21 protein-coding genes are annotated in these 23,423 nt (G+C 67.3%); 9 read left to right on the plus strand and 12 right to left on the minus strand.

Annotation, left to right across the window (positions count from 1 at the left end; translation table 11 throughout):
- Window positions 1–91 precede the first annotated feature (91 nt).
- The 3 genes from RW112_RS04235 to RW112_RS04245 all read right to left on the minus strand — a co-directional run bounded on the left by RW112_RS04235 (window position 92) and on the right by RW112_RS04245 (window position 4,114).
- Complete coding sequence (locus RW112_RS04235) at window positions 92–1,459, minus strand: helix-turn-helix domain-containing protein (protein ID WP_317780534.1); 1,368 nt, start codon at window positions 1,457–1,459, stop codon at window positions 92–94.
- Window positions 1,460–1,569: 110 nt separating this feature from the next.
- Window positions 1,570–3,036: an FAD-dependent oxidoreductase gene (locus RW112_RS04240; protein WP_317780535.1), complete on the minus strand. Its 1,467-nt coding sequence runs from the start codon at window positions 3,034–3,036 to the stop codon at window positions 1,570–1,572.
- Window positions 3,037–3,103: 67 nt separating this feature from the next.
- Window positions 3,104–4,114, minus strand: a complete 1,011-nt coding sequence (locus RW112_RS04245; RefSeq protein ID WP_317780536.1) for a DNA topoisomerase IB — start codon at window positions 4,112–4,114, stop codon at window positions 3,104–3,106.
- A 130-nt stretch (window positions 4,115–4,244) separates the two neighbouring features.
- Here RW112_RS04245 and rarD point away from each other — a divergent pair, with 130 nt between their 5' ends.
- The gene (rarD, locus tag RW112_RS04250; RefSeq protein ID WP_411709852.1) at window positions 4,245–5,243 is read left to right on the plus strand and encodes an EamA family transporter RarD; all 999 of its coding nucleotides are present in this window, start codon (window positions 4,245–4,247) and stop codon (window positions 5,241–5,243) included.
- 100 nt (window positions 5,244–5,343) lie between these two features.
- Here rarD and RW112_RS04255 read toward each other — a convergent pair whose 3' ends face one another.
- From RW112_RS04255 to RW112_RS04265, 3 genes are all read right to left on the minus strand, one after another.
- Entirely contained in the window at window positions 5,344–6,213 is an 870-nt protein-coding gene (locus RW112_RS04255; RefSeq protein WP_317780537.1) for a universal stress protein, read from the minus strand.
- Window positions 6,214–6,409: 196 nt separating this feature from the next.
- Window positions 6,410–7,780 carry a 4-aminobutyrate--2-oxoglutarate transaminase gene (gabT, locus tag RW112_RS04260; RefSeq protein ID WP_317780538.1) on the minus strand — a complete coding sequence of 457 codons (1,371 nt, stop codon included), beginning with the start codon at window positions 7,778–7,780 and terminating at the stop codon, window positions 6,410–6,412.
- A gap of 45 nt (window positions 7,781–7,825) precedes the next feature.
- A complete protein-coding gene (locus RW112_RS04265; protein ID WP_317780539.1) occupies window positions 7,826–9,256 on the minus strand; it encodes a gamma-aminobutyraldehyde dehydrogenase in 1,431 nt (476 codons plus the stop codon).
- Window positions 9,257–9,424: 168 nt separating this feature from the next.
- Here RW112_RS04265 and RW112_RS04270 point away from each other — a divergent pair, with 168 nt between their 5' ends.
- The 7 genes from RW112_RS04270 (at window position 9,425) to RW112_RS04300 (ending at window position 15,777) form a co-directional block, all read left to right on the plus strand.
- Window positions 9,425–10,867, plus strand: coding sequence for a PucR family transcriptional regulator (locus RW112_RS04270; RefSeq protein ID WP_317780540.1), 1,443 nt, complete (start codon window positions 9,425–9,427; stop codon window positions 10,865–10,867).
- 68 nt (window positions 10,868–10,935) lie between these two features.
- Window positions 10,936–12,165: an MFS transporter gene (locus RW112_RS04275; RefSeq protein WP_317780541.1), complete on the plus strand. Its 1,230-nt coding sequence runs from the start codon at window positions 10,936–10,938 to the stop codon at window positions 12,163–12,165.
- The gene (locus RW112_RS04280; protein WP_317780542.1) at window positions 12,162–12,842 is read left to right on the plus strand and encodes a FadR/GntR family transcriptional regulator; all 681 of its coding nucleotides are present in this window, start codon (window positions 12,162–12,164) and stop codon (window positions 12,840–12,842) included. The genes RW112_RS04275 and RW112_RS04280 overlap by 4 nt, the downstream gene beginning before the upstream one ends.
- Before the next feature lie 100 nt (window positions 12,843–12,942).
- Entirely contained in the window at window positions 12,943–14,067 is a 1,125-nt protein-coding gene (locus tag RW112_RS04285; RefSeq protein ID WP_317780543.1) for an AI-2E family transporter, read from the plus strand.
- A 92-nt stretch (window positions 14,068–14,159) separates the two neighbouring features.
- Window positions 14,160–14,450 carry a hypothetical protein gene (locus RW112_RS04290; RefSeq protein WP_317780544.1) on the plus strand — a complete coding sequence of 97 codons (291 nt, stop codon included), beginning with the start codon at window positions 14,160–14,162 and terminating at the stop codon, window positions 14,448–14,450.
- Window positions 14,451–14,452: 2 nt separating this feature from the next.
- Entirely contained in the window at window positions 14,453–15,280 is an 828-nt protein-coding gene (locus tag RW112_RS04295; RefSeq protein ID WP_317780545.1) for a DUF1206 domain-containing protein, read from the plus strand.
- 44 nt (window positions 15,281–15,324) lie between these two features.
- Window positions 15,325–15,777 carry an SRPBCC family protein gene (locus RW112_RS04300; protein WP_317780546.1) on the plus strand — a complete coding sequence of 151 codons (453 nt, stop codon included), beginning with the start codon at window positions 15,325–15,327 and terminating at the stop codon, window positions 15,775–15,777.
- Window positions 15,778–15,893: 116 nt separating this feature from the next.
- Here the strand turns inward: RW112_RS04300 and RW112_RS04305 are convergent, their stop codons facing one another.
- The 5 genes from RW112_RS04305 to RW112_RS04325 form a co-directional block, all read right to left on the minus strand.
- Complete coding sequence (locus RW112_RS04305; RefSeq protein WP_317780547.1) at window positions 15,894–17,357, minus strand: FAD-dependent oxidoreductase; 1,464 nt, start codon at window positions 17,355–17,357, stop codon at window positions 15,894–15,896.
- 106 nt (window positions 17,358–17,463) lie between these two features.
- Window positions 17,464–18,720 carry a uroporphyrinogen-III C-methyltransferase gene (gene cobA / locus RW112_RS04310; RefSeq protein WP_317780548.1) on the minus strand — a complete coding sequence of 419 codons (1,257 nt, stop codon included), beginning with the start codon at window positions 18,718–18,720 and terminating at the stop codon, window positions 17,464–17,466.
- Between the two features lie 211 nt (window positions 18,721–18,931).
- Window positions 18,932–19,897: an ABC transporter permease gene (locus RW112_RS04315; RefSeq protein WP_305941915.1), complete on the minus strand. Its 966-nt coding sequence runs from the start codon at window positions 19,895–19,897 to the stop codon at window positions 18,932–18,934.
- On the minus strand, window positions 19,887–20,612 hold the full coding sequence (locus tag RW112_RS04320) for an ABC transporter ATP-binding protein (RefSeq protein ID WP_305941916.1): 726 nt from the start codon (window positions 20,610–20,612) through the stop codon (window positions 19,887–19,889). The genes RW112_RS04315 and RW112_RS04320 overlap by 11 nt, the downstream gene beginning before the upstream one ends.
- A gap of 46 nt (window positions 20,613–20,658) precedes the next feature.
- A complete protein-coding gene (locus RW112_RS04325; protein ID WP_317780549.1) occupies window positions 20,659–21,822 on the minus strand; it encodes an ABC transporter substrate-binding protein in 1,164 nt (387 codons plus the stop codon).
- A 213-nt stretch (window positions 21,823–22,035) separates the two neighbouring features.
- On the opposite strand from RW112_RS04325, the gene RW112_RS04330 reads away from it, so the two are divergent.
- Window positions 22,036–22,362 (plus strand): GYD domain-containing protein, encoded by a 327-nt coding sequence (locus tag RW112_RS04330; protein WP_317780550.1) that lies wholly within the window; start codon window positions 22,036–22,038, stop codon window positions 22,360–22,362.
- A 45-nt stretch (window positions 22,363–22,407) separates the two neighbouring features.
- On the opposite strand, the gene RW112_RS04335 is transcribed toward RW112_RS04330, so the two are convergent.
- Window positions 22,408–23,415, minus strand: a complete 1,008-nt coding sequence (locus RW112_RS04335; protein ID WP_317780551.1) for a hypothetical protein — start codon at window positions 23,413–23,415, stop codon at window positions 22,408–22,410.
- Window positions 23,416–23,423 lie beyond the last annotated feature (8 nt).

Below are 23,423 nucleotides of genomic sequence, written 5' to 3' on the forward strand. Positions count from 1 at the left end.
CTGTGCTGGCGGCCGCCGTTGCATTCAGCGTAGGAGCGGAGAGGTTGCAGTCAGGTTGCAACCATGGTGATGCAGCTCACGTTGCGGGAGGTCAGGCGCTGAGTTCGGTTTCCAGCCGTTCAAGATCGGCGACGACGGCGGCCCGCTTGGGCGAGCGCGGCGGCAGGAGCTTCAGCGCGGCAAGGCGGACGCCGACGTCGTTCTTTGCTTCCGGCAGTTCCGCGTACTTCAGCAGCGCATCCGCGCTGCCGTCGGTGAGCACCGCTTCGCGCAGCAGCGAGGAGACGCGGTCCCTGAGTTCAACGATGCCCGGCGCCTCCGAGCGGGGCAGGACGGCGCCGCGGTAGATCTCGAGCGCGATGCGGTGCGCGCCGCGCTGCAGGCAGTTGAGCACCTGGCTGGAATCCGGCATCAGGTCCACGGGCAGCCGGTACGGTCGCGAGCCGGGGACAGCCTCCGGGCTGAGCTGCTGCAGGACCTTGCGCAGGCGGACCATCTCCGGGCGCAGGGTCATGGACGTGCCTTCGCCCGGGTACAGCAGGGTGCAGAGCTCCTCGGCGCTGAGACCGTCCGGATGGACGCTGAGGAGTGCCAGGATTTCGCTGTGCCGGGCCGAGAGCGCCACGGTGCGGCCTTCGATGCTGAGCAGTGCCTGGTCCCGGCCGAGGAGCTGGAGGCTGTTGCGGTAGAGGCTGCCGGTGCCCGCAGCGGAGGCCGTCCGCCCCGCGGAAGCCGCGGTCCGCCGTCGTGCCGGTGCCGCCTGGCGGGCCGCCGCCAGCTGGAGCCGCTCCACGCGCAACTGGGCCTGGGCCGCCGCGACGGTGGCTTCCACGAGGGAGAGGGTGTGCGGTGCAACGGCGGATTCGGTGCCGGTGATGTCCACCACCCCCAGCAGGGCGCCGGAGTCGGGGTCGTGGAACGGCACGGCCGTGCAGCTCCACGGATGAACGGAGCGCTTGTAGTGCTCGGCGCCGGAAATCTGGATGCTGCGGCCCAGGGCGAGGGCAGTGCCCGGAGCGCTGGTGCCGACGCTGGCCTCGGACCAGTCGGCGCCGGCCACGAACATCATGCCTTCGGCCCGGCGCTGCGTCACGGCGTCGCCCTCCACCCACAGGAGGCGGCCCACCTCATCGCCCACGGCAACCAGCAGGCCGCTGTCGTGGCTGGGCAGCACCAGGAGTTTGTGGATGACCGGCATGATGGTGGCCAGCGGATGCTGCCGGCGGTATTCGTCCAGTTCTTCCCGGTCCAGGGCAAGGGGCGCTTCGGGATTGTCCGGGTTCGCCCGGAACTGGACTGAGCGCTGCCAGGATTCCTCCACCAGGCTGCGCAGTCCGGGCAGGTGCATGCTGCCGGCGTGGCCGGTCGCTCCGAGCAGCTCGTGGCCCGCCAGGGCGTGCCGCTGGAGCAGCGCCGCGGCGTCCGGGCCCGGAGCTGCCGGCTGATTTGTTTTCGTCATCGAACTCCCTTGCCGGCACAACGGTGTGCCAGGCGTGACGGCATGCCGTGCTGGATTGGTCTGCCCAGTGTATTGCCATCCAGCCGGCCGCCATAGGGTTAGCCCTCGGGTCAGCCCCCGGCGCCGCGGGAAATGCGGATCATTTCCTCGCGCGGCACCACCTTCACGCGTTCACGTACGACGCCGGTGTCCGCCTCCGCTTCGGTCCACGCCTTCCCGAGGGCTGCTTCGTGCGCGTCCAGCCGGTTCCAGCCTTCCCAGGTGGTGTACTCCACGCCGCGCTCCTCGAGCAGGGCGATGATGGCGTGCGGATCCGGATTCTGCGCCGGCGGGAGCGTCAGCCGGTCCTCCAGCAGGCAGCCGATGGTCTCCAGGGCGTCACCCTTGGTATGCCCGATCAGGCCCACCGGGCCGCGCTTGATCCAGCCCGTGGCGTAGATCCCCGGCACAGGGTTGCCGTCGGCGTCCAGCACCCGGCCGCCTTCGTTGGGAATCACACCGGCCCGGGCGTCGTATTCCAGTTCATCCAGCGGGGAGCCGTGGTAACCGATGGCCCGGTACACCGCCTGGACCGGGTAGTCGAGGTACTCCCCCGTCCCCTTGACGTTGCCCGTGCCGTCCAGCTGCATGCGCTCAAACTTGATCCCCGCCACCTTGCCGGCGGCAGCGGTGGTGCCCCCACTGTTGCCGGCGGCGTCGTAAATCTCCACGGGGCTGTGCAGGAAGTGCAGGTGCAGCCGGCGGGAGGAGGGCACCTCGGCTTCGGCGTGCTCCTCCACCAGCCAGTTGGTCATGGTGTTCACCATGGTCTTGGTCTGGTTGTTGGTACGGATGGCTTCCTCGGAGGCTTCGTCGAACTCGAAGTCCTCCGGGTAGAGCACAATGTCAACGTCCTTGGCGTGGCTGAGCTCGCGCAGTTCCAGCGGGGTGAACTTCACCTGGGCCGGGCCGCGGCGGCCGAAGACGTGCACGTCCGTGACCGGAGAGTTCTTCAGCGCCCGGTAGACGTTGTCCGGGATTTCCGTGGACAGGAGCTCGTCGGCGTGCTTGACCAGCATGCGGGCCACGTCCAGGGCCACGTTGCCGTTGCCGATCACCGCGATCTCCTTGGCGTCCAGCGGCCACTCGCGCGGAACATCCGGGTGGCCGTCGTACCAGGACACAAAGTCGGCGCCGCCGAACGATCCTTCGAGTTCGACGCCGGGAATGTTCAGGTCCGCGTCCTTGATGGCGCCCGTGGAGAAGATCACGGCGTCGTAGAAGGCGCGGAAATCGTGCAGCTTCAGGTCCCGGCCGTACGTCACGTTGCCCAGGAACCGGATGTCGCCGCGGTCCAGGACCTTGTGCAGGGCGTTGACGATGCCCTTGATGCGGGGGTGGTCCGGGGCCACGCCGTAGCGGATCAGTCCGTAGGGGGCGGGGTAGGCCTCGAAGAGGTCGATGCTGACTTCGACGTCGCCGTCCTTGACCTCATTGGATTTGGTCAGGATGTCCGCGGCGTAGACGCCGGCCGGTCCGGCGCCGACGATCGCGACGCGGAGGGGACGTTTGGGGGTGGTTGCGGCCGAGTTGGACACCGGGAGCCCTTCCAGAACTGAGAGACTGCGCCAAATCACTTAGCGCACAAACCCCTATTCTAGGCGGTCAACTCGCCTTCCCTGCGGATCTGCCAATGGATACGACGTCTCCCTCGCGGTACAGCAGGGCCCGGAGTTCGGCTTCGGCCGAGCCGGTCCGGTGGGGGTCGATGGTCTCCCCCGCGGAGTAGTGATCCAGCAGCCGCGGGTCAACGTAGCTCTTCCGGGCGATCGACGGCGTGTTCCCCAGCACGGCCGCAGCGTCCTGCATCGCCAGGCTGATGGCCCGCTTCCTCGCAGCCACGGTGGCCTGCGGGCCGGTCCGGGCCAGGCTGACCGCCGCGGCCACGGTGCCCCGGAGCGTCCGGAAGTCCTTGGCGGTGAAGTCCGCGCCGGTGCGTTCCTTCACGTACTCGTTGATCTCCGCGCTGCCCACCGGATGCCAGCTGCGACCGTTCTTGTAAGCCAGCAGCCTAGCGTTGCCCCCGCGGCGCTTGAGCGAGCGCACCAGGGCGGCGAGGTCGGCGTCGTCGATCTCCGAATCCCACGTTTTACCGCTCTTGGCGGGAAAACTGAGCCGGAGGCTCTCCTTCTTCACTTTCACATGCGCGCAGAGCAGGGTGGCCAGGCCGTGGCTGCCGTTCTCGTTGGTGTACCGCTCGGATCCGACCCGCAGCGAGCCGCTGTCCAGCATCCTGAAGGCACCCGCCAGCACGCGTTCGCGGGAGAAGCCGTCGCTGCGGAGGTCCATCGTGACCCGCCTGCGCGCGCTCGGCAGCGATTCAGCGAGCTGCAGGGCACGGTCGAACTTGAGCCGGTCCTTCTTTTCCCGCCAGGCCGGGTGGTAGATGTACTGCCGGCGGCCCACGGCGTCGAGCCCGGTGGCCTGGATGTGCCCGTTGTCGTAGGGCGCGATCCACACATCGGTCCAGGCCGGCGGAATGCCGATGCTTTCCAGCCGTTCCCGGACGGGGCCCGGCGGCAGTGTGGAACCGTCAAGGTCGCGGTAGGTGAAGCCGGTGCCCGCGGCAAGGCGCCGGTAGCCCCTGCCCGAGGCATTGCTGTGGCGGAGCCTCATCGAGGGGCTTTCCGGAGAAGCGCGTTCATAGTGGTAAGCATACTGAGTACTGCAAGGCCTGCGCAGACCGTTTCCGGGAGCCGGTGCGTGCTGGCGGAATACCGCCCGCGGAGGTGGTGTTATTGATCGTGTGCCTACAACCGACGGAACCGCCACTTCACCTGCCCTGACCGCCCCCGGCATCGCCCTTAAGGCAGTGGACAAGGACACGACGGCGGGCGTCGTCTTCGGGATCGGTGCTTACGGGCTCTGGGGGCTGCTGCCCCTGTACTTCTTCGTCCTGCAGCCCGCCAGTGCGGTGGAAATTGTGGCCAACCGGGTGGTGTGGTCGCTGGTGTTCTGTACCCTCCTGATCACGGTGACCCGGTCCTGGCGCGTACTGGCGGCCGCTTTCCGGGACCGGACCGTGCTCGGCACACTGTCCATCGCCGCGGCGCTGATCGCGGTGAACTGGCTGACCTACACTTACGGCGTGACCACCGGCCAGGCCGTGGAAGCGTCCCTGGGTTACTTCATCAACCCGCTCGTCTCCGTGCTGCTGGGCGTGTTCGTGCTGAAGGAAACGCTGCGTCCGCTCCAGTGGGCCGCCGTGGGCATCGGCTTTGTTGCCGTGGTGGTCCTGACGATTTCCTACGGCAAACTCCCGTGGATCGCGCTGACGCTGGCCTTCAGCTTCGGCCTCTACGGTTTCGTCAAGAAGCGGATCGGCCCGAAGGCGGACGCGGTCACCAGCCTGACCATGGAAACCGTGGTGCTCACTCCGTTGGCGGCCGCCACCATGATCTTCCTGGCCGTGAGCGGTGCGGCGACGCTTGGCACTCACGGTTCGGGGCACTTCTGGCTGCTGGTCTCCTCCGGCGTGATCACCGCAGTGCCGCTGCTGTTCTTCGGAGCCTCCGCCCGCCGGCTGCCCATGACCACGATCGGGCTGCTGCAGTACTTCGCCCCCGTGCTGCAGTTCATCGTGGCGCTCGTGGTGTTCCAGGAAGCCATGACCCCGGACCGCTGGATCGGCTTCGGGGTGGTCTGGCTGGCGCTGCTGGTGCTGACGGTGGACATGCTGGCGGCGACGCGCAGGAATTCCGTGGCCCGGAAGCGTGCCCTGCGGGAAGCGCGAACGGGCAGATAATGCCCTGTTTTTCGCTTTTGGGGGCCTTATCTGCCCGTTCGCGCTCTGCATGGGGGCCGCAAATGTCCGTTCGCGCTGACCTGGGTCGAAGAGGGGCGCGTTAGGGCGCCATGGCCGTGTCCACCCGCTCGTACTCGCGCGGGATGACCACCATGGGCACCGGCAGCGCGCGGAGCACCTTGTTGGCCGTGCTGCCGATGAAGAGCTTGTTGCGCTCGGCAAGGCGCGAGGATCCCACGATCAGGATCTCGGCGTCGTCCCATTCAAGGTCATCGATGCATTCCTCGATGGTGCGTCCGTGGGCCACCTCCACGGTGACCTTGTGCCCTTCAGGAAGGCGCCGCGAGGCTTCGGTGAGCACGGTGTTCGCGTGGATGTGCGCCGCGTTCACCACCTCCCCCGGGTCCCCTTCGGCGTCGAGCTCCACCAGGGAGACCATCCGCAGGGGCACGCTGCGGCGCCCTGCCGCCCCGATGGCGACGTCGATCGCGGCCTCCGCGCCGGCGCGCTGGCCGACCGCGAGGGTCAGCCGGGAAATGGGTTCGGTCCGGCGGTAGCCGCGCGGAGCCAGTGCGACAGGGACGGGCGAGGCGTGCAGGAGGGCGTTGGCCACAGTGCCCACGGTGTGCCGTTTGAACAGCCCGCTGCTGGCGGCACCCACCACGATGAGCCCGGCCTGGTAGTCGACGGCGGCCTCGATCAGTCCCGCGGCGAACGACTCGGCGTGGCGCGCATGGAATTCGACGGGCACGTCCTCCGGGACCAGGCCCAGGCCTTCGCGCTGCGCGTCCTGGACGGCCTTCTCGCGGGCGAGGTCATGGCCGCCCGCAACTTCGTGCGCAACATGCAGCCCCTTGTCCACCACATAGACGAGGTCCAGCTGTGCGCCCTGGGCGCGGGCCAGGGCGGACGCCAGGGCAACTGCATCGGCGCCGCGCTCGTTCGGTGTGTAGCCAACTACGTATCGCATGGGTGAACCCCTTTGTGGGTCTGGGGCAGAATCCAGCCTCGCTCGGGGTTCCCGGGCGACGTCGGCCGGTCTGCGTTCCTGCAGTGGTACTGCTGACTCTAGTCCACGGACGCACAAATCAGAGGTGACATTGGGCCCGAAAACACGGAGAGCCGCGGACGATCGGTCCGCGGCTCTCCGGCTGGAATGACTGAGGCTAGGCGTGCGCCTTGATGGCGGCTGCCAGCACCTCGAGGCCGTCGAGCAGCAGCTCATCGCCGATGACCAGCGGCGGCAGCAGCCGGATCACATTGCCGTACGTGCCGCAGGTGAGGATGATGACGCCTTCCTTGAGGCAGGCGGCGGCAACGGCCTTGGTCAGCTCCGGGTTCGGTTCCTTGGAGCCGGCCTGCACCAGTTCGATGGCCAGCATGGCGCCGCGGCCGCGGATGTCACCGATGACGGACTTCCCCGAAGCGGAAAGCTCACCCTGGAGCTCGCGGAGTCGGCCGGTGGCCAGGTCCTCGATGTGCTTGGCGCGGGCGTTGAGGTCGTATTCCTCCATGGAGCCGATGGAGGCGAGGGCAGCGGCGCAGGCAACCGGGTTGCCGCCGTAGGTGCCGCCCAGGCCGCCCGGGTGGACGGCGTCGAGCAGGTCGGCGCGTCCGGTGATCGCGGACAGCGGCATGCCGCCCGCGATGCCCTTGGCCATGGTGATGATGTCCGGGACAACACCTTCGTGGTTCACGGCGAACCACTCGCCCGTGCGGCAGAAGCCGGACTGGACCTCGTCGGCGATGAAGACGATGCCCTTTTCCTTGGCCCAGGCGGCCAGTGCCGGCAGGAAGCCCTCGGCCGGGACGATGAAGCCGCCCTCGCCCTGGATCGGTTCGATGATGATCGCGGCCACGGATTCGCCGCCGATCTGCTTTTCGATCATGGTGATGGCGCGCTTGGCGGCCTCGGCACCGGTGATCGAGGGGTTTTCCTCGCGGAACGGGTAGCTCATGGGCATGCGGTAGACCTCGGGCGCGAACGGGCCGAAGTTGGTCTTGTACGGCATGGCCTTGGCGGTCAGCGCCATGGTCAGGTTGGTGCGGCCGTGGTAGGCGTGGTCAAAGGCAACGACGGCGTCGCGGCCGGTGGCCAGGCGCGCCACCTTGACGGCGTTTTCCACGGCTTCGGCGCCTGAGTTGAACAGCACCGTGCGCTTTTCGTGGTCTCCCGGGGTGAGGCGGTTCAGCTGCTCGGCGACGGCAACGTAGCCCTCGTACGGGGTGACCATGAAGCAGGTGTGGGTGAAGTGCTCCACGGCTTCCTTCACGGCCCCGACGACGGCGGGATCGGACGCGCCGACGCTGGTCACGGCGATGCCTGACCCGAGGTCGATGAAGGAGTTGCCGTCCACGTCGTGGATGATGCCGCCGTCGGCGTCGGAAACAAACACGGGGACGCTGGAGGCGACGCCGGCGGCCACGACGGCCTTGCGGCGCTCAGTTAGGGCAACGGACTTGGGGCCCGGGAAGTCTGCCTGGACGCGGCGCTTCTGCTCGAGACGGTAGGTGATGTCATGGGCGGTTGCAGTCATGGGAATGCCTTTCTGGAAAGTCGTGGGGAGAGTTGTGCGTCGGAGTTATGCGTCGAGCGCGCTCATCACGTGCTTGATGCGCGTGTAGTCCTCGACGCCGTACATGGACAGGTCCTTGCCGTAGCCGGACTGCTTGAATCCGCCGTGCGGCATTTCGGCCGTCAGCAGGATGTGCGTGTTGATCCACACCGCACCAAAGTCCAGGTCGCGACTGACGCGCATGGCGGTGCCGTGGTCGGTGGTCCAGACGCTGGAGGCCAGGGCGTAGTCGACGTCGTTCGCCAGCTCCACGGCCTCGGCCTCGGTGCTGAATTTCTGCACGGTGATGACCGGCCCGAAGGTTTCCTTCTGCACGATGTCATCCGTCTGCTTGGCGCCGGTGATGATGGTGGGTTCGAAGAAGAAGCCCTTGTCCCCCGCGCGGTGGCCGCCGGTGACAATCCTGCAGTTCTCCGGCAGGTGCTCCACCACGGACGTCACGGCGTTGAAGTGGTTCACGTTGTTGAGCGGGCCGAAGTAGTTGTCTTCGTCGTTCTGCGAACCGGTGTGCAGCGTCCTGGTGTGTTCCACCATGGCCGCCACGACGTCGTCGTGGACCGAGTCCTCAACCAGCACGCGCGTGATGGCCGTGCAGTCCTGGCCGGCGTTGAAGAAGGCGAACTCGGCAATGGCTGCGGCGCTCTTCTTGATGTCCGCATCCTTGAACACAATGGCCGGGGCCTTGCCGCCGAGCTCCAGGTGCGCGCGCTTGAGGCCCTTGGCCGCACCCGAGGCCACCGCAATGCCGGCTCGTACGGATCCGGTGATGGAGACGAGGCCCGGGACCTTGTGCTCCACCATCATGGCGCCGGTTTCGCCGGTGCCGAGGACCACGTTCAGGACGCCGGCCGGGAAGATCTCCCCGGCGAGGCGGGCGAGGACCAGGGTGGATTCGGGGGTGGTGTCCGAGGGCTTGAGGACCACGGTGTTGCCGGCCGCGAGCGCGGGGCCGATCTTCCAGATGGCCATCAGGAACGGGTAGTTCCAGGGGGCCACCTGGGCCACGACGCCGATGGGTTCGCGGCGCACGTAGGAGGTGTGGCCTTCGAAGTACTCGCCGGCGGACTTGCCTTCGAGGATGCGGGCGGCGCCGGCGAAGAAGCGGAGCTGGTCGGCGCCGGCGGCCACTTCCTCGGACGCGATCAGCGAGCGGACCTGGCCGGTGTTGCGGTGCTGGGCTTCCACGAGCTCGTCGCTGTTGGCTTCCACGGCATCGGCAAGTTTAAGGAGCATGAGCTGGCGCTGGCCCGGGGTGACGTGCTTCCAGGTTTTGAACGCGTCGCTGGCAGCCTTCATGGCGGCGTCGACGTCGGCCTGCACCGAGACGGGCGACTTGGCCACCACTTCACCGTTGGTGGGGTTCACGATGTCCAGCAGGCCGGTGCCTGCGGGCGTGACGAACTCGCCGTTGATGAAGTTCTGCAAGGTTTGGACCACGGTGTACAACCTCTTTCATGCTGGTTTCTGCAGCCGGTTTCTGCAACCGGCCCAGTATTGCGACTGCTCACGAGCCTATGCCAGCCCGTCCACGCAAGAAATAGCCACCTGCACACCATCCCCGGAATCCTTTAGTGCGGTTGACCAGCTCGCCGTTATCCTGAATCCATGGCAATTTCCCTCGCCGCCCTGCTGGGCGTCCAGTCGCTCAAGCTCGTCAAATCCGGCCTGGCCGAGACGACGTGGCACCAGGACATCCAGTGGGTTGCCGTCACCGAGCAGGAGGACCCGCAGCGCTTCCTGAACGGCGGCGAGCTGGTGCTCACCACGGGCATGCGGCTGAAGGCCGCCCCGGACCAGCGCCGTTTTGTGCGGCAGGTGCAGCGGGCCGGGGCGGTGGGGATCGGCTTCGGGGTCGGCCTGACGCACGACGCCGTTCCGCCGGCACTGGTTGCCGAGGCCAACCGCTGGGGCCTTCCCGTGGTGGAGGTCCCCTACGAGACGCCGTTCATTGCGATCACCAAGCTGGTGGCGGACGCCCAGTCAGCGGACCACTACGCCAAGCTGGAAAGGCTCATCGCGGGCCACCAGATCCTGGCCCGCGCCCTGCTGACCGGCGGCGGCCTCGCGGAACTGCTCAAGAACCTCGGCTCCATGCTGCGCACGGACATTGTGCTCACCCAGTTCACGGCGCAGCTGTACAACAGCGTGCCCGGCAACCCGGCGCCCACGGCGGACACCTGGGCGTCCTATCCCATCCCCACCGGCCGCCGCGACGCCTGCACCCTCTGGGTCCGGCAGCCCTTCGAGGATTCCGGCATCGTGGGCTACGCCCAGAACCTGATCAGCGTTGAACTGAACAACATGGTCAAACAGCGGCAGGCCCAGCGCGCCCTGTCCGGCCAGGTCCTGGAGGACGTGATCCACGGAACCCTGGAATCCAGCGAGGCGTCCCGGCGGCTCGCCGGCATCGGCGTCAACAGCACCCGGAAAAGTGTGGTCCTCCTTGCCGAGTCCGCGGCGCACCCCAAGCAGCTGGTGAGCTCCTCGGTGCCGCGGCCGCTGGAGCACGGGGTGACCGCCGTGGTCGGGAAGGACCTGATCATCGTGGTCCACGACGACGGCAGCGGCGCCAGCGCGCTGGCCAAAAGCCTCAGCGACCACCTGGCGGAGGCCGGCATCCACGCGACGATCGGCATCGGCGGCGCGTACACCAAACCCAACGGGCTGCGCTGGAGCTACTTCGAGGCCCGCGATGCGGCGAGCCATGGCCTGCCCGTCAACGAGCCGGAGCGGCTCAGCCTGACGTCGCTCCTCCTGGCCAGCGAGGACGTGCCGCTGGCGGACATGGCAAATGAGTCGCTCAACCCGCTGCGCAACTTCGATGCCCTGCACGGAGCCGAACTGATGGCCACGCTGGAGAGCTATCTGAACAACAACGGCTCGGTGGCCGCCGTCGCCGAGGCGCTGACGCTGCACCGCAACACCGTGCGTTACCGGCTGGCACAGATCACCGAGCTGACCGGCTACGACCCCGCCCAGACCCAGGACCGGGTGCAGCTCTGGCTGGCGCTGGCCGTGCAGCGGCTCTCGCAACGGCAGCAGGGCTAGGGACACGGCCCGGGAGAGGTTCCCCACATCTTTACAAACATCAAACGTCTAACGTCTAATGTTTAAGTATGGCAACCACGACGACGGCACCACCCGGAACTGACACCCCGCCCGCTGCGCCGGCCGGCGCTGCCCGGCCGCGCGCCGTCGTCGTCCTCGGCGTCATTGCCCTGGTGCTGATCGGACTGAACCTGCGGGCCGGCATTACCGGAGCCGCAGCACTCCTCCACGACCTCCAGGAAGTCCTGGGCTACGGCGCCTTCGTTGCCGCCGTCATACCCTCCATTCCCACACTCTGTTTCGCCGTGGCCGGCGCGGCAACGTCCTGGCTGACCCGCCGGGTGGGCGTGGAGAAGGCCATCCTGTTGGCCCTGGGAATGCTGGCAGCCGGCCTGCTGGTGCGCGGCATCCCGTCCACCGGCATGCTGCTCGCCGGAACGGTGGTGGGCATGTCCGGACTCGCCGTCTGCAACGTGGCCATGCCCTCGTTCATCCGCGAGCACTATGCGGACCGCACGTCGCTCATGACAGCGCTGTACACGGTCACCATGACCACCGGCGCCACGGTCACGGCCGTGCTGGTGGTCCCGGTCGCGCAGGCGCTGGGTTCGGCCTCGGCAGGAGTGGGCTCCATTGGCCTGCTCTCAGTAGCCGCTTTCCTGGGCTTCCTCCCGGTGGCCCTCCATGCCCACCGGAATGCCACCCCCGGCCGGGGCGCCCGCATTTCCCCGTGGCCCCTCCTGCGGACCCGCAAGGGGGCCCTGCTCACCGCCATCTTCACCCTCCAGGCGCTCCTGGCCTACGCCGTGCTCAGCTGGTTCCCGTACATGCTCACCACCACGGGACTCACCCCCACCGACAGCGGCCTGATGTTCGGGCTGATGCAGCTCGTCTCCGTGCCGGCCGGCATGGTGCTGATGGCCATCGGTTCCCGGCCGCGGATGCTGCGCCCGGCCTTCTACCTGGCCAGCGTCACCATGCTCGCGGGCATCGTTTCGCTGATGCTTCTGCCCACCGCACTGGCCGCCGTTCCGGCTGTCCTGCTGGGGTTCGGCCTGGGCATTTTCCCGCTGGTCATGGTGATGATCAGCCGCAGCGGACGGACGACGGCGGAAACCACCGCCATGTCCACGCTGGCGCAGTCGGTGGGCTACCTGCTCGCCACGACCGGACCGTTCGGCATGGGGCTGCTGCACAGCGCCACAGGCGGGTGGACGGTACCGTTGATTCTGCTGCTGGCCATCGCCCTGGCACAGATCGTGGTGGCGCACCTACTCACGGCAAGGACCAAGCCATGACCCTCACCGCTTCTCACCGGCCGGTACTGGCGGACGAAATCACGGACAAGCTCCGGGAAATGATCCACTCCGGCGAATGGCAGCTGCAGCAGAAGATCCCCGCCGAGCCTGAACTGATGGCCCGGCTCGGCGTCTCCCGGGGCACCCTGCGCGAGGCCATCAAGGCGCTGGCGCACGGCGGAATGCTGGAGGTACGACGCGGCGACGGCACCTACGTCCGGGCCACCAGCGAAATCTCCGGCGCGGCGCAGCGGATGTACAAGGACCACAAGCAGGAACACATCCTTGAAGTCCGGGTGGGCCTGGACACCCAGGCAGCCCGACTGGCCGCCCGCCACGCACAGCCGGAGCACATCGCCGCCATGAGGGACCTGCTCAGTGAGCGCCACGACGCCTGGCATGCTGAGGACTACGCAGCCTGGGCGCGCGCCGACTGGGATTTCCACGTCCTGGTGGCGCAGGCTTCCGGCAATCCGCTGCTGCATGAGCTGTACGTCAGCTTCGGCGGCGTCTTCCACGCCGACCTGCTGCGGCAGCAGCGCCGCAGCGGCTTCAACGGGCTCCCCGATGAAGGGCACGGCACACTGGTCGATGCCATCGAAGCCCACGATGAAGCCGCCGCCGTTGGCAGCGTCAACCGGAACCTGAACTCGTGCGCGGAGTGGCTCGGACTGTAGCCGGGGCAACGTCAGTAGGCTTAGCTTCCGGGAGTTCCCGGCCTTTGCCGCGGCCGGACCGGGTTTCCCGCTTCTGCAAGCCGACGAATTGGAGTACCCCTTGGCCAGATCAGTCGAAGTCACCGTCGAAGGCAAACGCCGCGACCTCTGGGCGGACGGCCTGGGCAGGGTCGGCATCCGCTCGGCCCAGATCCTCCTGGTCCTCACCGTGGTGGTGGTGTCCGTCTACGCCCTCCTCCAGATCCGACTCCTCGTCATCCCAGTACTCATCGCGCTGATCCTCGCCGCGGCCATTGGGCCGTTCGTGAACTTCCTGCGGCGGCGCGGGATGCACGGCGGCGTGGCAACAGGCCTGTCGTTCGTGGCCCTGCTCGTGGTGCTGGCCGCAGTAACCACGGTCATCGTGATGTCCGTGCGCAGCCAGTGGAGCGAGCTGGTGACCCAGGCGTCCTCCGGCCTGGATGAGCTGGAGTCATTCCTGTTGAACGGCCCCTTCCCGCTGGACCGGGAGCAGCTTGATCAGGCCAGGACCGGCATCATCGAGTTCGCCACCAGCAGCCAGGTCCGCTCCGGAGCCATCACGGGCCTCTCCGTGGTGACCGAGTTCCTGGCCGGCACGGGCCTGATGGTGGTCATCCTGTTCTTCTTCCTGAAGGACGGCGCCAAGATCTGGAACTTCTTCCTCCGGCCCTTCACCGGCGAACGCGAAGCCAGGCTGCGCCGGGCCGGCGCGCGGACCATCCAGGTCCTGGGCGACTACGTCCGCGGCACGGCCATCGTGGCCCTCGTGGATACGGTTGCCATCGGTGCCGCCCTGCTGATCCTGCAGGTTCCGCTGGCCATCCCGCTGGCCATCATCGTCTTCCTCGGCGCCTTCATCCCGCTGGTAGGGGCCACCGTAGCGGGAATCCTTGCCGCCCTGGTGGCGCTCGTGGCCAACGGTCCCGTCGTGGCGCTGATTGTGGTGGCCGTGGTGATCGCCGTGAACCAGCTGGAGGGCGACCTCCTCCAGCCCATCGTCATGGGCAAGTCCCTCCAGCTGCACGCACTGGTCATCCTGATGGCACTCACCGCGGGAACCATCCTGGCCGGCATCATCGGGGCGGTCCTCTCTGTTCCCATGGCTGCCGTGATCTGGGCCGTCATCCAGGTCTGGACGGCGGAAAAACCGGAGCTCGAACCCATGAACCCGGATCTTCCCCCGGCGGACAGCAGCCGCACCTAGCCGCGGCCGCGGCCGCAAACCAGCGGCCGCAAACTTTACTAAGCACCCTTATCAATATCTTGGTAAGGTGAGGGATGCGTAAAATCAACGATATGAACGGATCCGGAACCCTTTTCGGTTGGGCATTCGGTGACCTCTCACGGTCCGGGGACGACGCGTACCTGGACGAACTGCGCCGCGACGCCCTTGCCAACGCGACCCAGGACGCCACGTCACGGGGCTTCGGCGTTGAGGACGGCACCGAAACCTACACGGTCATCAACCCGGGCGACACCCTGGCGGATGTGCACACAGCGCCGGACCAGCTCATCGTCCGCTGCACCGTGAAACTCACCGGCCCTGGGGCAGACAAGGTCCACGCCGAAGGCCCCATGAACGGCTAGCAATGGCGGACGAAGAGACAGCCCTTGGCGAAGCCGCCGATGCGGCCGAGGCGGTGTCGAACACCAAGGCGCTGGACGTCGTCGCGCGTTCCGGTTTTGCCGTGATGGCCCTGCTTCACATCGTGATCGGGGCCATCGCCATCGCCCTCGCCCTGGGCCAGCCCGGGCAGGCCGAACCAACGGGGGCCATCGAACAGCTCGCCGCGAATCCGTGGGGTCCCGCCGTGATGTGGGCCGGGCTGACCGGCTGCGCGGGGCTGGCGCTGTGGCAGCTGAGCGAGGCCACCCTCCGCGCCCGCCACCTTCCGGCAGGCGAGCGGCTCGGCAAGCTCGTCTCGTCCGGATTCCTTGCCGTGGCCTACGGCAGCGTGGGGCTCACTTTCCTGGGCTTCGCGGTGGGCATGCGCGGCGACTCGGGCGATTCGACGAGGGACTTCAGCACCGCCGTCGTCCGGAGCCCGTTCGGTGTTCCGGCGCTGATCGCGCTGGGACTGACCGTCATCGGCGTCGGGATCTACTTCATCGTCAAGGGAGTCAGGAAGCAGTTCAAGGTTGAACTGCATCATTTCGAAGGCACCCGGCGCGGACGCATGATCAGTGCGTTGGGCGTCGCCGGCCATGTGGCCAAGGGCATCGCCCTGATCCTCGCGGGCCTGTTGTTCGTGGTGGCGGCCGCCACGAACCGGCCCGGGGAATCCACCGGCCTGGACGGAAGCCTCAAAGCGCTCCGCGATCATCCGGCCGGGCCTTTCCTGCTGGTGGCCATCGCGGCCGGCCTCATCAGTTACGGGATGTTCGCGCTGGTCCGGTCCAAATTCGGCCGGATGTAGGCTGCGCAACCAGCAGGTCCAATCCCCGCAGTTCCAAGTAGAAAGTGAGTACTGAGATGGCCACCGTTTCGAAGACCTTCCTCACACCGCCGGCCGACGTCTGGAACGTCATCGCCGACGGCTGGCTCTACTCCGGGTGGGTTGTGGGTGCGTCCCGTATCAGGGATGTGGACGCGTTGTGGCCTGCAGTCGACGGCGTTCTCCACCACTCGGTGGGCGCATGGCCTCTGCTGATCAACGACAAAACCGTGGTCACGGCGTCGGATCCGGGGAAGTCCATCGAACTGGTTGCCCGGGGCTGGCCCCTGGGTGAAGCGAAGGTGGTGATCACGCTGGAGCCCGTGGAAACCGGGTGCCGGGTGTCCATCGCCGAGGATGCCATCAAAGGCCCGGGGAGCCTGATCCCCAAGTTCATCCGGGACCCGCTCATTTCGGTGCGGAACACCGAAACACTGAACCGTCTTGAACTGATGGCCGCGGGCGGCGCGGGCAACTAGGGGCGGGCAACTAAGCCACAGCCAGCTAGCCCGAAGCGCGAACGGGCAGTTAAGCACCCGTCAAACCAACGGTTTGCGGTCCTCAACTGCCCGTTCGCGCTAAAGGACGTCAGGAACTAGACCTGCGCGGCCACTCCGTCGCGGGAGATGGACACCATGTCCTCGCGCGGCACAACCTTGACCCGCTCGCGGGCAACCTCGACGCCGTGCGATCCGGTCTCGGTGGCCTTTTCGCCGAGCGCGCGCTCGTGCGCATCCAGGGCCAGCCAGCCTTCCCAGCTGGTGTACTGCACCCCACGGTTTTCCAGGAGTTCGACGACGGCATCCGGTGCCGGTGAGGCGGCCAGCGGCAGGTTCGCGCGGTCTTCCAGCAGGTAGGTCACGGTTTCGAGGGCGTCACCCTTGGTGTGGCCGATCAGGCCCACCGGGCCGCGCTTGATCCAGCCCGTGGCGTAGATGCCCGGAACGTGGCTGCCGGAAGCGTCCAGCACGCGGCCGCCGTCGTTCGGTACAACACCCTTCTTGTGGTCGAACTCGACCTCCGGCAGGGCTGAACCGAAGTAGCCGATCGCACGGTAGACGGCCTGGACCGGGTAGTCCACGAACTCGCCGGTGCCGCGGGCGTTGCCCGTGCCGTCCAGCTCGGTGCGCTCGAACTTCATGCCGGCAACGCGGCCGGGGGTCTCGGCGTCGTCGTAGATTTCCACCGGGCTGTGCAGGAAGTGCAGGTGCAGGCGGCGGGAGGCCGTGAGCTCGGAAAGGTCCTCGGGCTGCTCGGCGATCCAGTTGGTGAGCGTGCCAACCATGGTCTTGGTCTGGTTGTTGCTCTGGACCTGGCGGTCGGATTCCTCGTCGAACTCGAAGTCCTCCGGGTACAGGATGATGTCCACGTCCTTGGAGTGGGCCAGCTCGCGCAGTTCCAGCGGGGTGAACTTCACCTGGGCGGGGCCGCGGCGGCCGAAGACGTGGACGTCAGTGACGGGTGAGGACTTCAGGCCGGCGTAGACGTTGTCCGGGATTTCGGAGACCAGGAGGTCGTCGGCGTGCTTGGAGAGCATGCGGGCCACGTCCAGGGCCACGTTGCCGTTGCCGATGACAGCGATTTCCTTGGCGTCCAGCGGCCATTCGCGGGACACGTCGGGGTGGCCGTCGTACCAGGACACGAAGTCGGCGCCGCCGTAGGAGCCCTCGAGTTCGATGCCCGGGATGTTCAGGTCCGCGTCCTTGATGGCGCCGGTGGCGAAGATGACGGCGTCGTAGTGGGTGCGGAGGTCCTCGATGGAGAGGTCCGTGCCGTAGTCCACGTTGCCGAAGAACCGGATGTCGCCGCGGTCCAGGACCTTGTGCAGCGCGTTGACGATGCCCTTGATGCGCGGGTGGTCCGGGGCCACACCGTAGCGGATCAGGCCGTAGGGCGCCGGGTAGCGGTCGAAGAGGTCGATGCTCACGGTCAGCTCGCCGCTCTTGACGGCTTCACTCTTGGTGAGGATGTCGGCGGCGTACACGCCGGCGGGGCCGGAACCCACGACGGCGACCCGGAGCGGGCGGGCGGCAGAACCTACGGTGGTGCTAGTTGACACGGCTGTGTTCCTTTTTCTGTCACTGGCCCAACTAGGTAGCAGCAGATGTCGTTATGACGGCTCAAAACGACACTTACTGCTACTTAGTTGGGTGGGGGCTACGGGGCTACTTGGTCAGTACACGGGGCTGGTTCGGGGTGGTGGTGCTGTAGTCGGCGGTCTTGAAGTGCGACGGCGCGAACGGGCTGACGCGGACAACGTCGCCGATCACGATCACCGCGGGATTCGCGACGCCGGTGGCCTCGGCCTGGTCAGCAATGGAACCGACAGTGCCGATGGTCACGCGCTGGTTGGGCAAATAGCCGTTCTCAACGATGCCAACTGGAGTGTCCTGAGGCAAACCGGCACCCATCAGCGCGGCGGCTGATTCGCGGAGCTGGCCCACTCCCATCAACAGCACGATGGTGTGGTCTGCCCGGGCCGGGACCTCGGAGAGTTCCTCGTGGCCGGTGACCACGCTGAAGCCCTTTGCCAGGCCGCGGTGCGTCACGGGGATGCCGGCCGCCGCGGGCACGGAAATCGCGGAGGTCACTCCGGACACCACTTCAACCTCGACGCCGTGCTGGCGGCAGTATTCGGCTTCCTCCCCGCCGCGGCCCAGGACATAGGGGTCGCCGCCTTTGAGGCGGACCACCCGGTGGCCCTTGAGTGCCTCGTCCACGAGGATCCGGTTGATCTCCGCCTGCGGCACGGGGTGGTGGCCGGGTGTCTTGCCCACTTCGATGACGCGGACGTCCGGGGCGAGTTCGTTGAGCAGTTCGCGGGGGCCCAGGCGGTCTGCCACCACGACGTCGGCCTGGCCCAGGAGCCGACGGCCGCGGACGGTGATGAGGCCGGTGTCGCCGGGCCCGCCGCCCACGAGGGCCACGCTTCCCCGGTGGGCGCGCTGGCGGCGGAGCGGAAGGTCACCGGTTTCCAGGGCGGTGGCGACGGCGTCGCGCAGGGCCATGGCACGGCGCGGGTCTCCCCCGGCGTTCACGGCGATCTGCACGTCTTCCACTACGGCGACGGCGGGGGTCCAGGCGGCGGAGGCTTCATGGTCGGAGGCGTTGACGCACCAGACGCGCTGCGCCTCGGCGTCGGCCGAAACCCGGGCATCCACAGCGGCATCGCCGGTGGCGGTCTGCACGAACCAGACGCCGTCGACGTCGGACGAACGGTAGGGGCGCTGCTCCCAGGTGAGGAGGCCTGCGTCGGCCAGTTCCTCAAGGCCTGCCGAAGCGGCGGGGGCAACCACGGTTACCCGGGCACCGGCGTCGAGCAGCCCTTTGGCGCGGCGCGTGGCCACCGGCCCGCCGCCCACCACCAGTACGGGGCGGCCCAGCAGGCGCAGTGCCGTGGGGTAAATGTCCTGTATTGCCATGGATCAACGGTAGGGCTGCGTCATATACCGGAACAACGGCGCGGAAACACCAGTTCACGTAAGGTAACGCTGCGTCACATTGCTTGTGGGCCGGCTGAGGGGCTCTGGCCGCCGCCGCAGCCCAAACAGACAGAAAGAGCAGAGCCCGACGGCGGGACTCGCCGTCGGGCTCTGCTCTTTGGTCTTGTGCGGGCTGCCTGAGCCCCGGGCCCTAGCGGGTGCTGCCGGCGAGGAGGCCGCGGCGCCGGAGGAGGCGCTTTTCAATCGGTGCGAAGACCAGCAGCTCGATCAGGATGCCCACGGCCAGGATCAGCAGGATCGCTGCCATTACGATGGTCATGTCGGAGAGGTCGCGGCCCTGGTCCAGCATCGAGCCGAGGCCGAAGCCGATGGTGCCGCCCACTGCGATGATTTCCGCGGCCATGAGGGAGCGCCAGGAGAACGCCCACCCCTGCTTCAGGCCGCTGAGGTAGCCGGGCAGAGCCGCGGGAAGGATGATCTGAAGGGCCATCTGCAGCCGGTTGGCGCCGAGCACGGTGCCGACGCTGCGGTACTGCGGCGGGATCTGGTCCACACCGGAGATCAAGCCGTTGATGATGGACGGGATGGCACCCATGAACACCACGAAGTACACCGTGGCGTCGGTGAGGCCGAACCAGATGATGGCGGCGGGAACCCAGGCCACGGACGGCAGCACCTGCAGCCCGGAAATGAGCGGGCCGAACGCGCGCCGCAGCGGGGCAACCTGTGCCAGCAGCAGGCCGATGGGGGTGGCGATGGCCACGCTGATCAGGAAGCCCACCAGCCCGCGCTGCAGCGAGGTCCAGACGGCTTCCTGCAGGGATCCGTCGGCCCACAGCGTGCCGAACTGGCCCAGCACGTCCAGCGGGCCGGGCACCAGGTCCCGCCGCTTGAAGCCGAGCGAAACGTAGAACTGCCATACAAGGATCAGCACCGCCAGCGCGGCCACCGGGAGCAGGACCCTGCTCCAGTCGATGCGGGCTGCACGGGCCGCGTCCGACTGCAGGGAATCAAGCCCGGATTCGAGCTCACGCAGGTCCTCGTTGCCGGTGGAGGACCGGGTCAGGGCCGCGTGGACCTTGCGGGTTTCGGGCTCCGCACCGGATGCCGGGCCGTTGGTGGGGGCCTCGGCCAGGGGTGTCGGGTTACTTGGCATGGCGGCGGATCTCCTCTCGCAGCCGGGCGGTGATGACCCCGGTCAGCTGTCCGGCAAGACCGGCGTCGGTTCGGTGTTCCTCGGTGACGTTCCATTCCTGGACCACGCGGCCGGGGCGGGAGGACAGCAGCAGCACGCGCTGGCCCAGCCGGACGGCTTCGCGGACGTTGTGCGTCACGAAAACGATGGTGCGGCCGGTTTCCTTCCAGATCCGTTCCAGCTCGTCGTGGAGGAGGTCGCGGGTGATGGCGTCGAGGGCGGCGAACGGCTCGTCCATGAGCAGCAGTTGGCGGTCCTGGGCCAGCGACCGGGCCAGGGAAACGCGCTGGCGCATGCCGCCGGAGAGCTCGTGCGGGCGCTTGTCGCCAGCTCCGCCCAGGTGCACCAGGTCAAGGAGTTCGTTGGCTTTGGTGCGCCGCTCGCCCTTGCCCACGCCGCGCAGTTTCAGGGCGAGCTCGATGTTCTCCCGGGCGGTCAGCCACGGGAAGAGGGCGGCGTCCTGGAACATGAACGCTGCCCCGTCGCTGGGGACCTCAAGGGCGCCCGACGTCGGCAGTTCCAGTCCCGCCATGATGTTCAGCAGGGTGGACTTGCCGCAGCCGGAGGCACCGAGGAGGGCGACAAACTCGCCTTGGGCGATGCTGGCGTTGACGTCGTCCAGCACCGGGGCGCCGTTGCCGAAGCGTTTGCCCAGGTTTTCCAGTACGACTGGCATGGTCCTGTCCTTACGTTGTTGGGGCTGGGGTGGTGCTTGGTGGTGTCTAGTCGTTACCGAGGCCTGCGGCGCTGACTTTGCTGCCGCCGGTTTCGGCGGTGACGCTGTTCAGCGCGGTGAGGTCGAAGATGCCGTTGATGTCGGCCTGCTTGGTGGTGCCGGCGTCCACGCCGTCCTGCAGCAGCTTCTTGTAGGTTCCGGCGAGCGGATCCACGGTGAACACGATGTTGTCGAGGGACCTGTCGATGACGTCGGCCGGGAGCTCTGCGCTTCCGAACTCCTTCAGCGCCGTGTTCAGCACGCTGGCCTTTTCCGCGGCAGGTGTTTCGTTGAGCCAGGTGACGGATTCGGCGTGGCCCTTCAGGAGCGCCTTGACGGTCTCCGGGTGCGCGGCGGCGAACTTCTTGTTCACAATCAGGATGGTGGTGGGGAACTCGCCCGGCTTGCCCGTCAGCGACCCGTCCCACAGGTCCTTCTCATCCACCAGAACCTGGGCGCCGGCCTGCAACACCAGCCGGGAAGCCCACGGCTCCGGCAGCCACGCGCCGTCGAGCTTGCCGTCCTGGAACAGCTTCAGCGTCTGCGCGTTCTCGGTCGGGTTGATGGCGACGTCGCCGCTGCCGTCCGTGTTGGTCTTATAGCCCTGCGCGGCGAGCCACGCCCGCAGCGCCACATCCTGGGTACCGCCCAGCTGCGGCGTGGACAACGTCTTGCCCTTCAAGTCCGCAGCCGTGCCGATCCCGGGCTTGACCACCAGCTGCGCACCGCCGGCCGCGGCACCGGCAATAATGCTGACGGACTCGCCCTGGCTCTTCACGAACGAGTTGATCGCCGGATTCGGGCCGATATACGTCGCATCAATGGCCCCGGCGTTCAGCGCCTCGATCGCAGCGGGCCCGGCGTTGAACACCTGCGTTCTCAGCTTCGTCTCCCCCAGGCTCTTCGCAATAAAGCCTTCCTTCACCCCTACCAGGGCCGGGGCGTGCGTGACGTTGCCGAAATAGCCCAGCCTCAACTCCGCAGCGGGGGTCGGGGCGGGAACAGCTGCCTGGGCCGGAGTATTACGGGAAAGGGTAGACGCCACCACGGCACCGGCGGCGATGAGCAGCACCAGGCCGAGGGCAACCAGAACCTCGACGGCGCGCCTGCGCTTCGGTTTGTTGCTCTCTCCTGCCACGATGCGGATCATTCCGGGCTGGGGACTTGTCATTGTTTCACCATAGGGAGTGACATAAACCCGTTCAATGAAGCGGAAACGGGGGGTCACGCGGGTTCATCTAGCGTCACATTCGCGCAACACGGGGCAAGGCCATTCCCGCCGCGCCCGGCTAGCCGGCAGGCATTGCCTGCCCGCCAGCGCCCTGCCATTCTTGCTGGATCGGCACCACCGGCACCGCCGCTGAAAAGGAAAGGGACGAGACAAATGCCGCTCTATCTGTCGAAATTCAGCTACACCCCCGAGACCTGGGCGAAACTGATCAGCAACCCCGAGGACCGCAGGAAGGCCGCCCAGGCTTACATCGAATCGGTGGGCGGGAAGCTCCACGGGTTCTGGTATGCCTTCGGCTCCCACGATGGCTTCAACCTGTGGGAAGCCCCGGACAATGTGTCCATGGCCGCCGTCGCCCTGGCGATCAGCGGCGGCGGCGCGCTGAGCTCCTTTGAAACGACGGTGCTCCTGACCGTTGACGAAACAATGGAGGCCCTGCGGCAGGCCGAGCAGATCAAGTACCGGCCTCCCGGCGCCTGAGGGCACGTGCCCAACGCCCCCCAACGGACCGCGGACCTCACGGGCTCAGTCCTGCATGCGCTCCAGCCGGTACGTCAGCTTCGCCTCGCGTTTGGGGTCGTCCCCCAGGGATTTGGTGCGGGCAATGTAGTCCACGCCCCAGGTCTTCAGCAGGAAGTCGTCGGCGATCCGGACGTGGCCGGCGGGGAATTTGTAGTCCATCCTCTTGGCCACGCCGGACCAGTCGGCGGCGCCGAACAGCTCCTCGGCGTCGGCCACGGTGCGCACGCCGTTGGCGGCCAGCAGGTTCCCCAGCCAGTCATACTGCCGGGCCTGGCTTCGCGGGTGTTCGGACAGCAGCCGGGCGAGCATGTCCTGGAGGATATCCCCGGTCAGTTCGGTGGCGGGGCTGTCGGCGAAGTCTGCCGTGCTCTCGGCCTGCCGGCGTTTGACGATGTCGTTGATGGCCGAGAACTGGGCGTCCGCGAGTTCAATGAGCGTGGAGGCCATGGTGAAAGCCCGGTCCACTTCCGCATTCACCTCGCTGAGTCCCTTGTAGCGGATGTCATGTTCGAAGGCAGCCCAGGCGTGCTGCAGGACCGTCCGGATCTGGACCTCGAAGCGCTCTCCGACAAACGTCTGGCAGCCTACCGGCACGTTCTCGGCAGGGACCTCCAGGATCAGGTGCCTGCCGGCGTAGCCGATCTGGCCGTTCCTCCGCTGGGAGCTGGTTTTGTCGTCGTCTTCCCGGCAGTTGAACTGTCCCTTCAGCGCCGTGGCGACGTCGGCAATGTCCGGTTCCAGGAACATAATCACCCGGACGCCGATGAGGTCGTCCAGCTGTTCGAGGCCACGTTCATACTTGAACCTGCCGTCGGCGGTGAGCCGGTCCAGTTTTCCCTTAACTGAGGCGGGGTCCTTGACCCTGGCCTGGACGGTGTGATGGTTGAGGCCGTCGTCCCGGAGCCGGCCGCGGATGGCGTTCCCGATCGCGTCCGAAGCCTCGTTCAGCCGGGGCAGCAGCACGCCGTACTGCTGCAGGGCGTTGGCAACAACTGACTCATGATCTTCCAACCCTGTTC

It is taken from the genome of Arthrobacter sp. B10-11 (assembly GCF_033142195.1).
Lineage (GTDB): Bacteria > Actinomycetota > Actinomycetes > Actinomycetales > Micrococcaceae > Arthrobacter > Arthrobacter oryzae_C.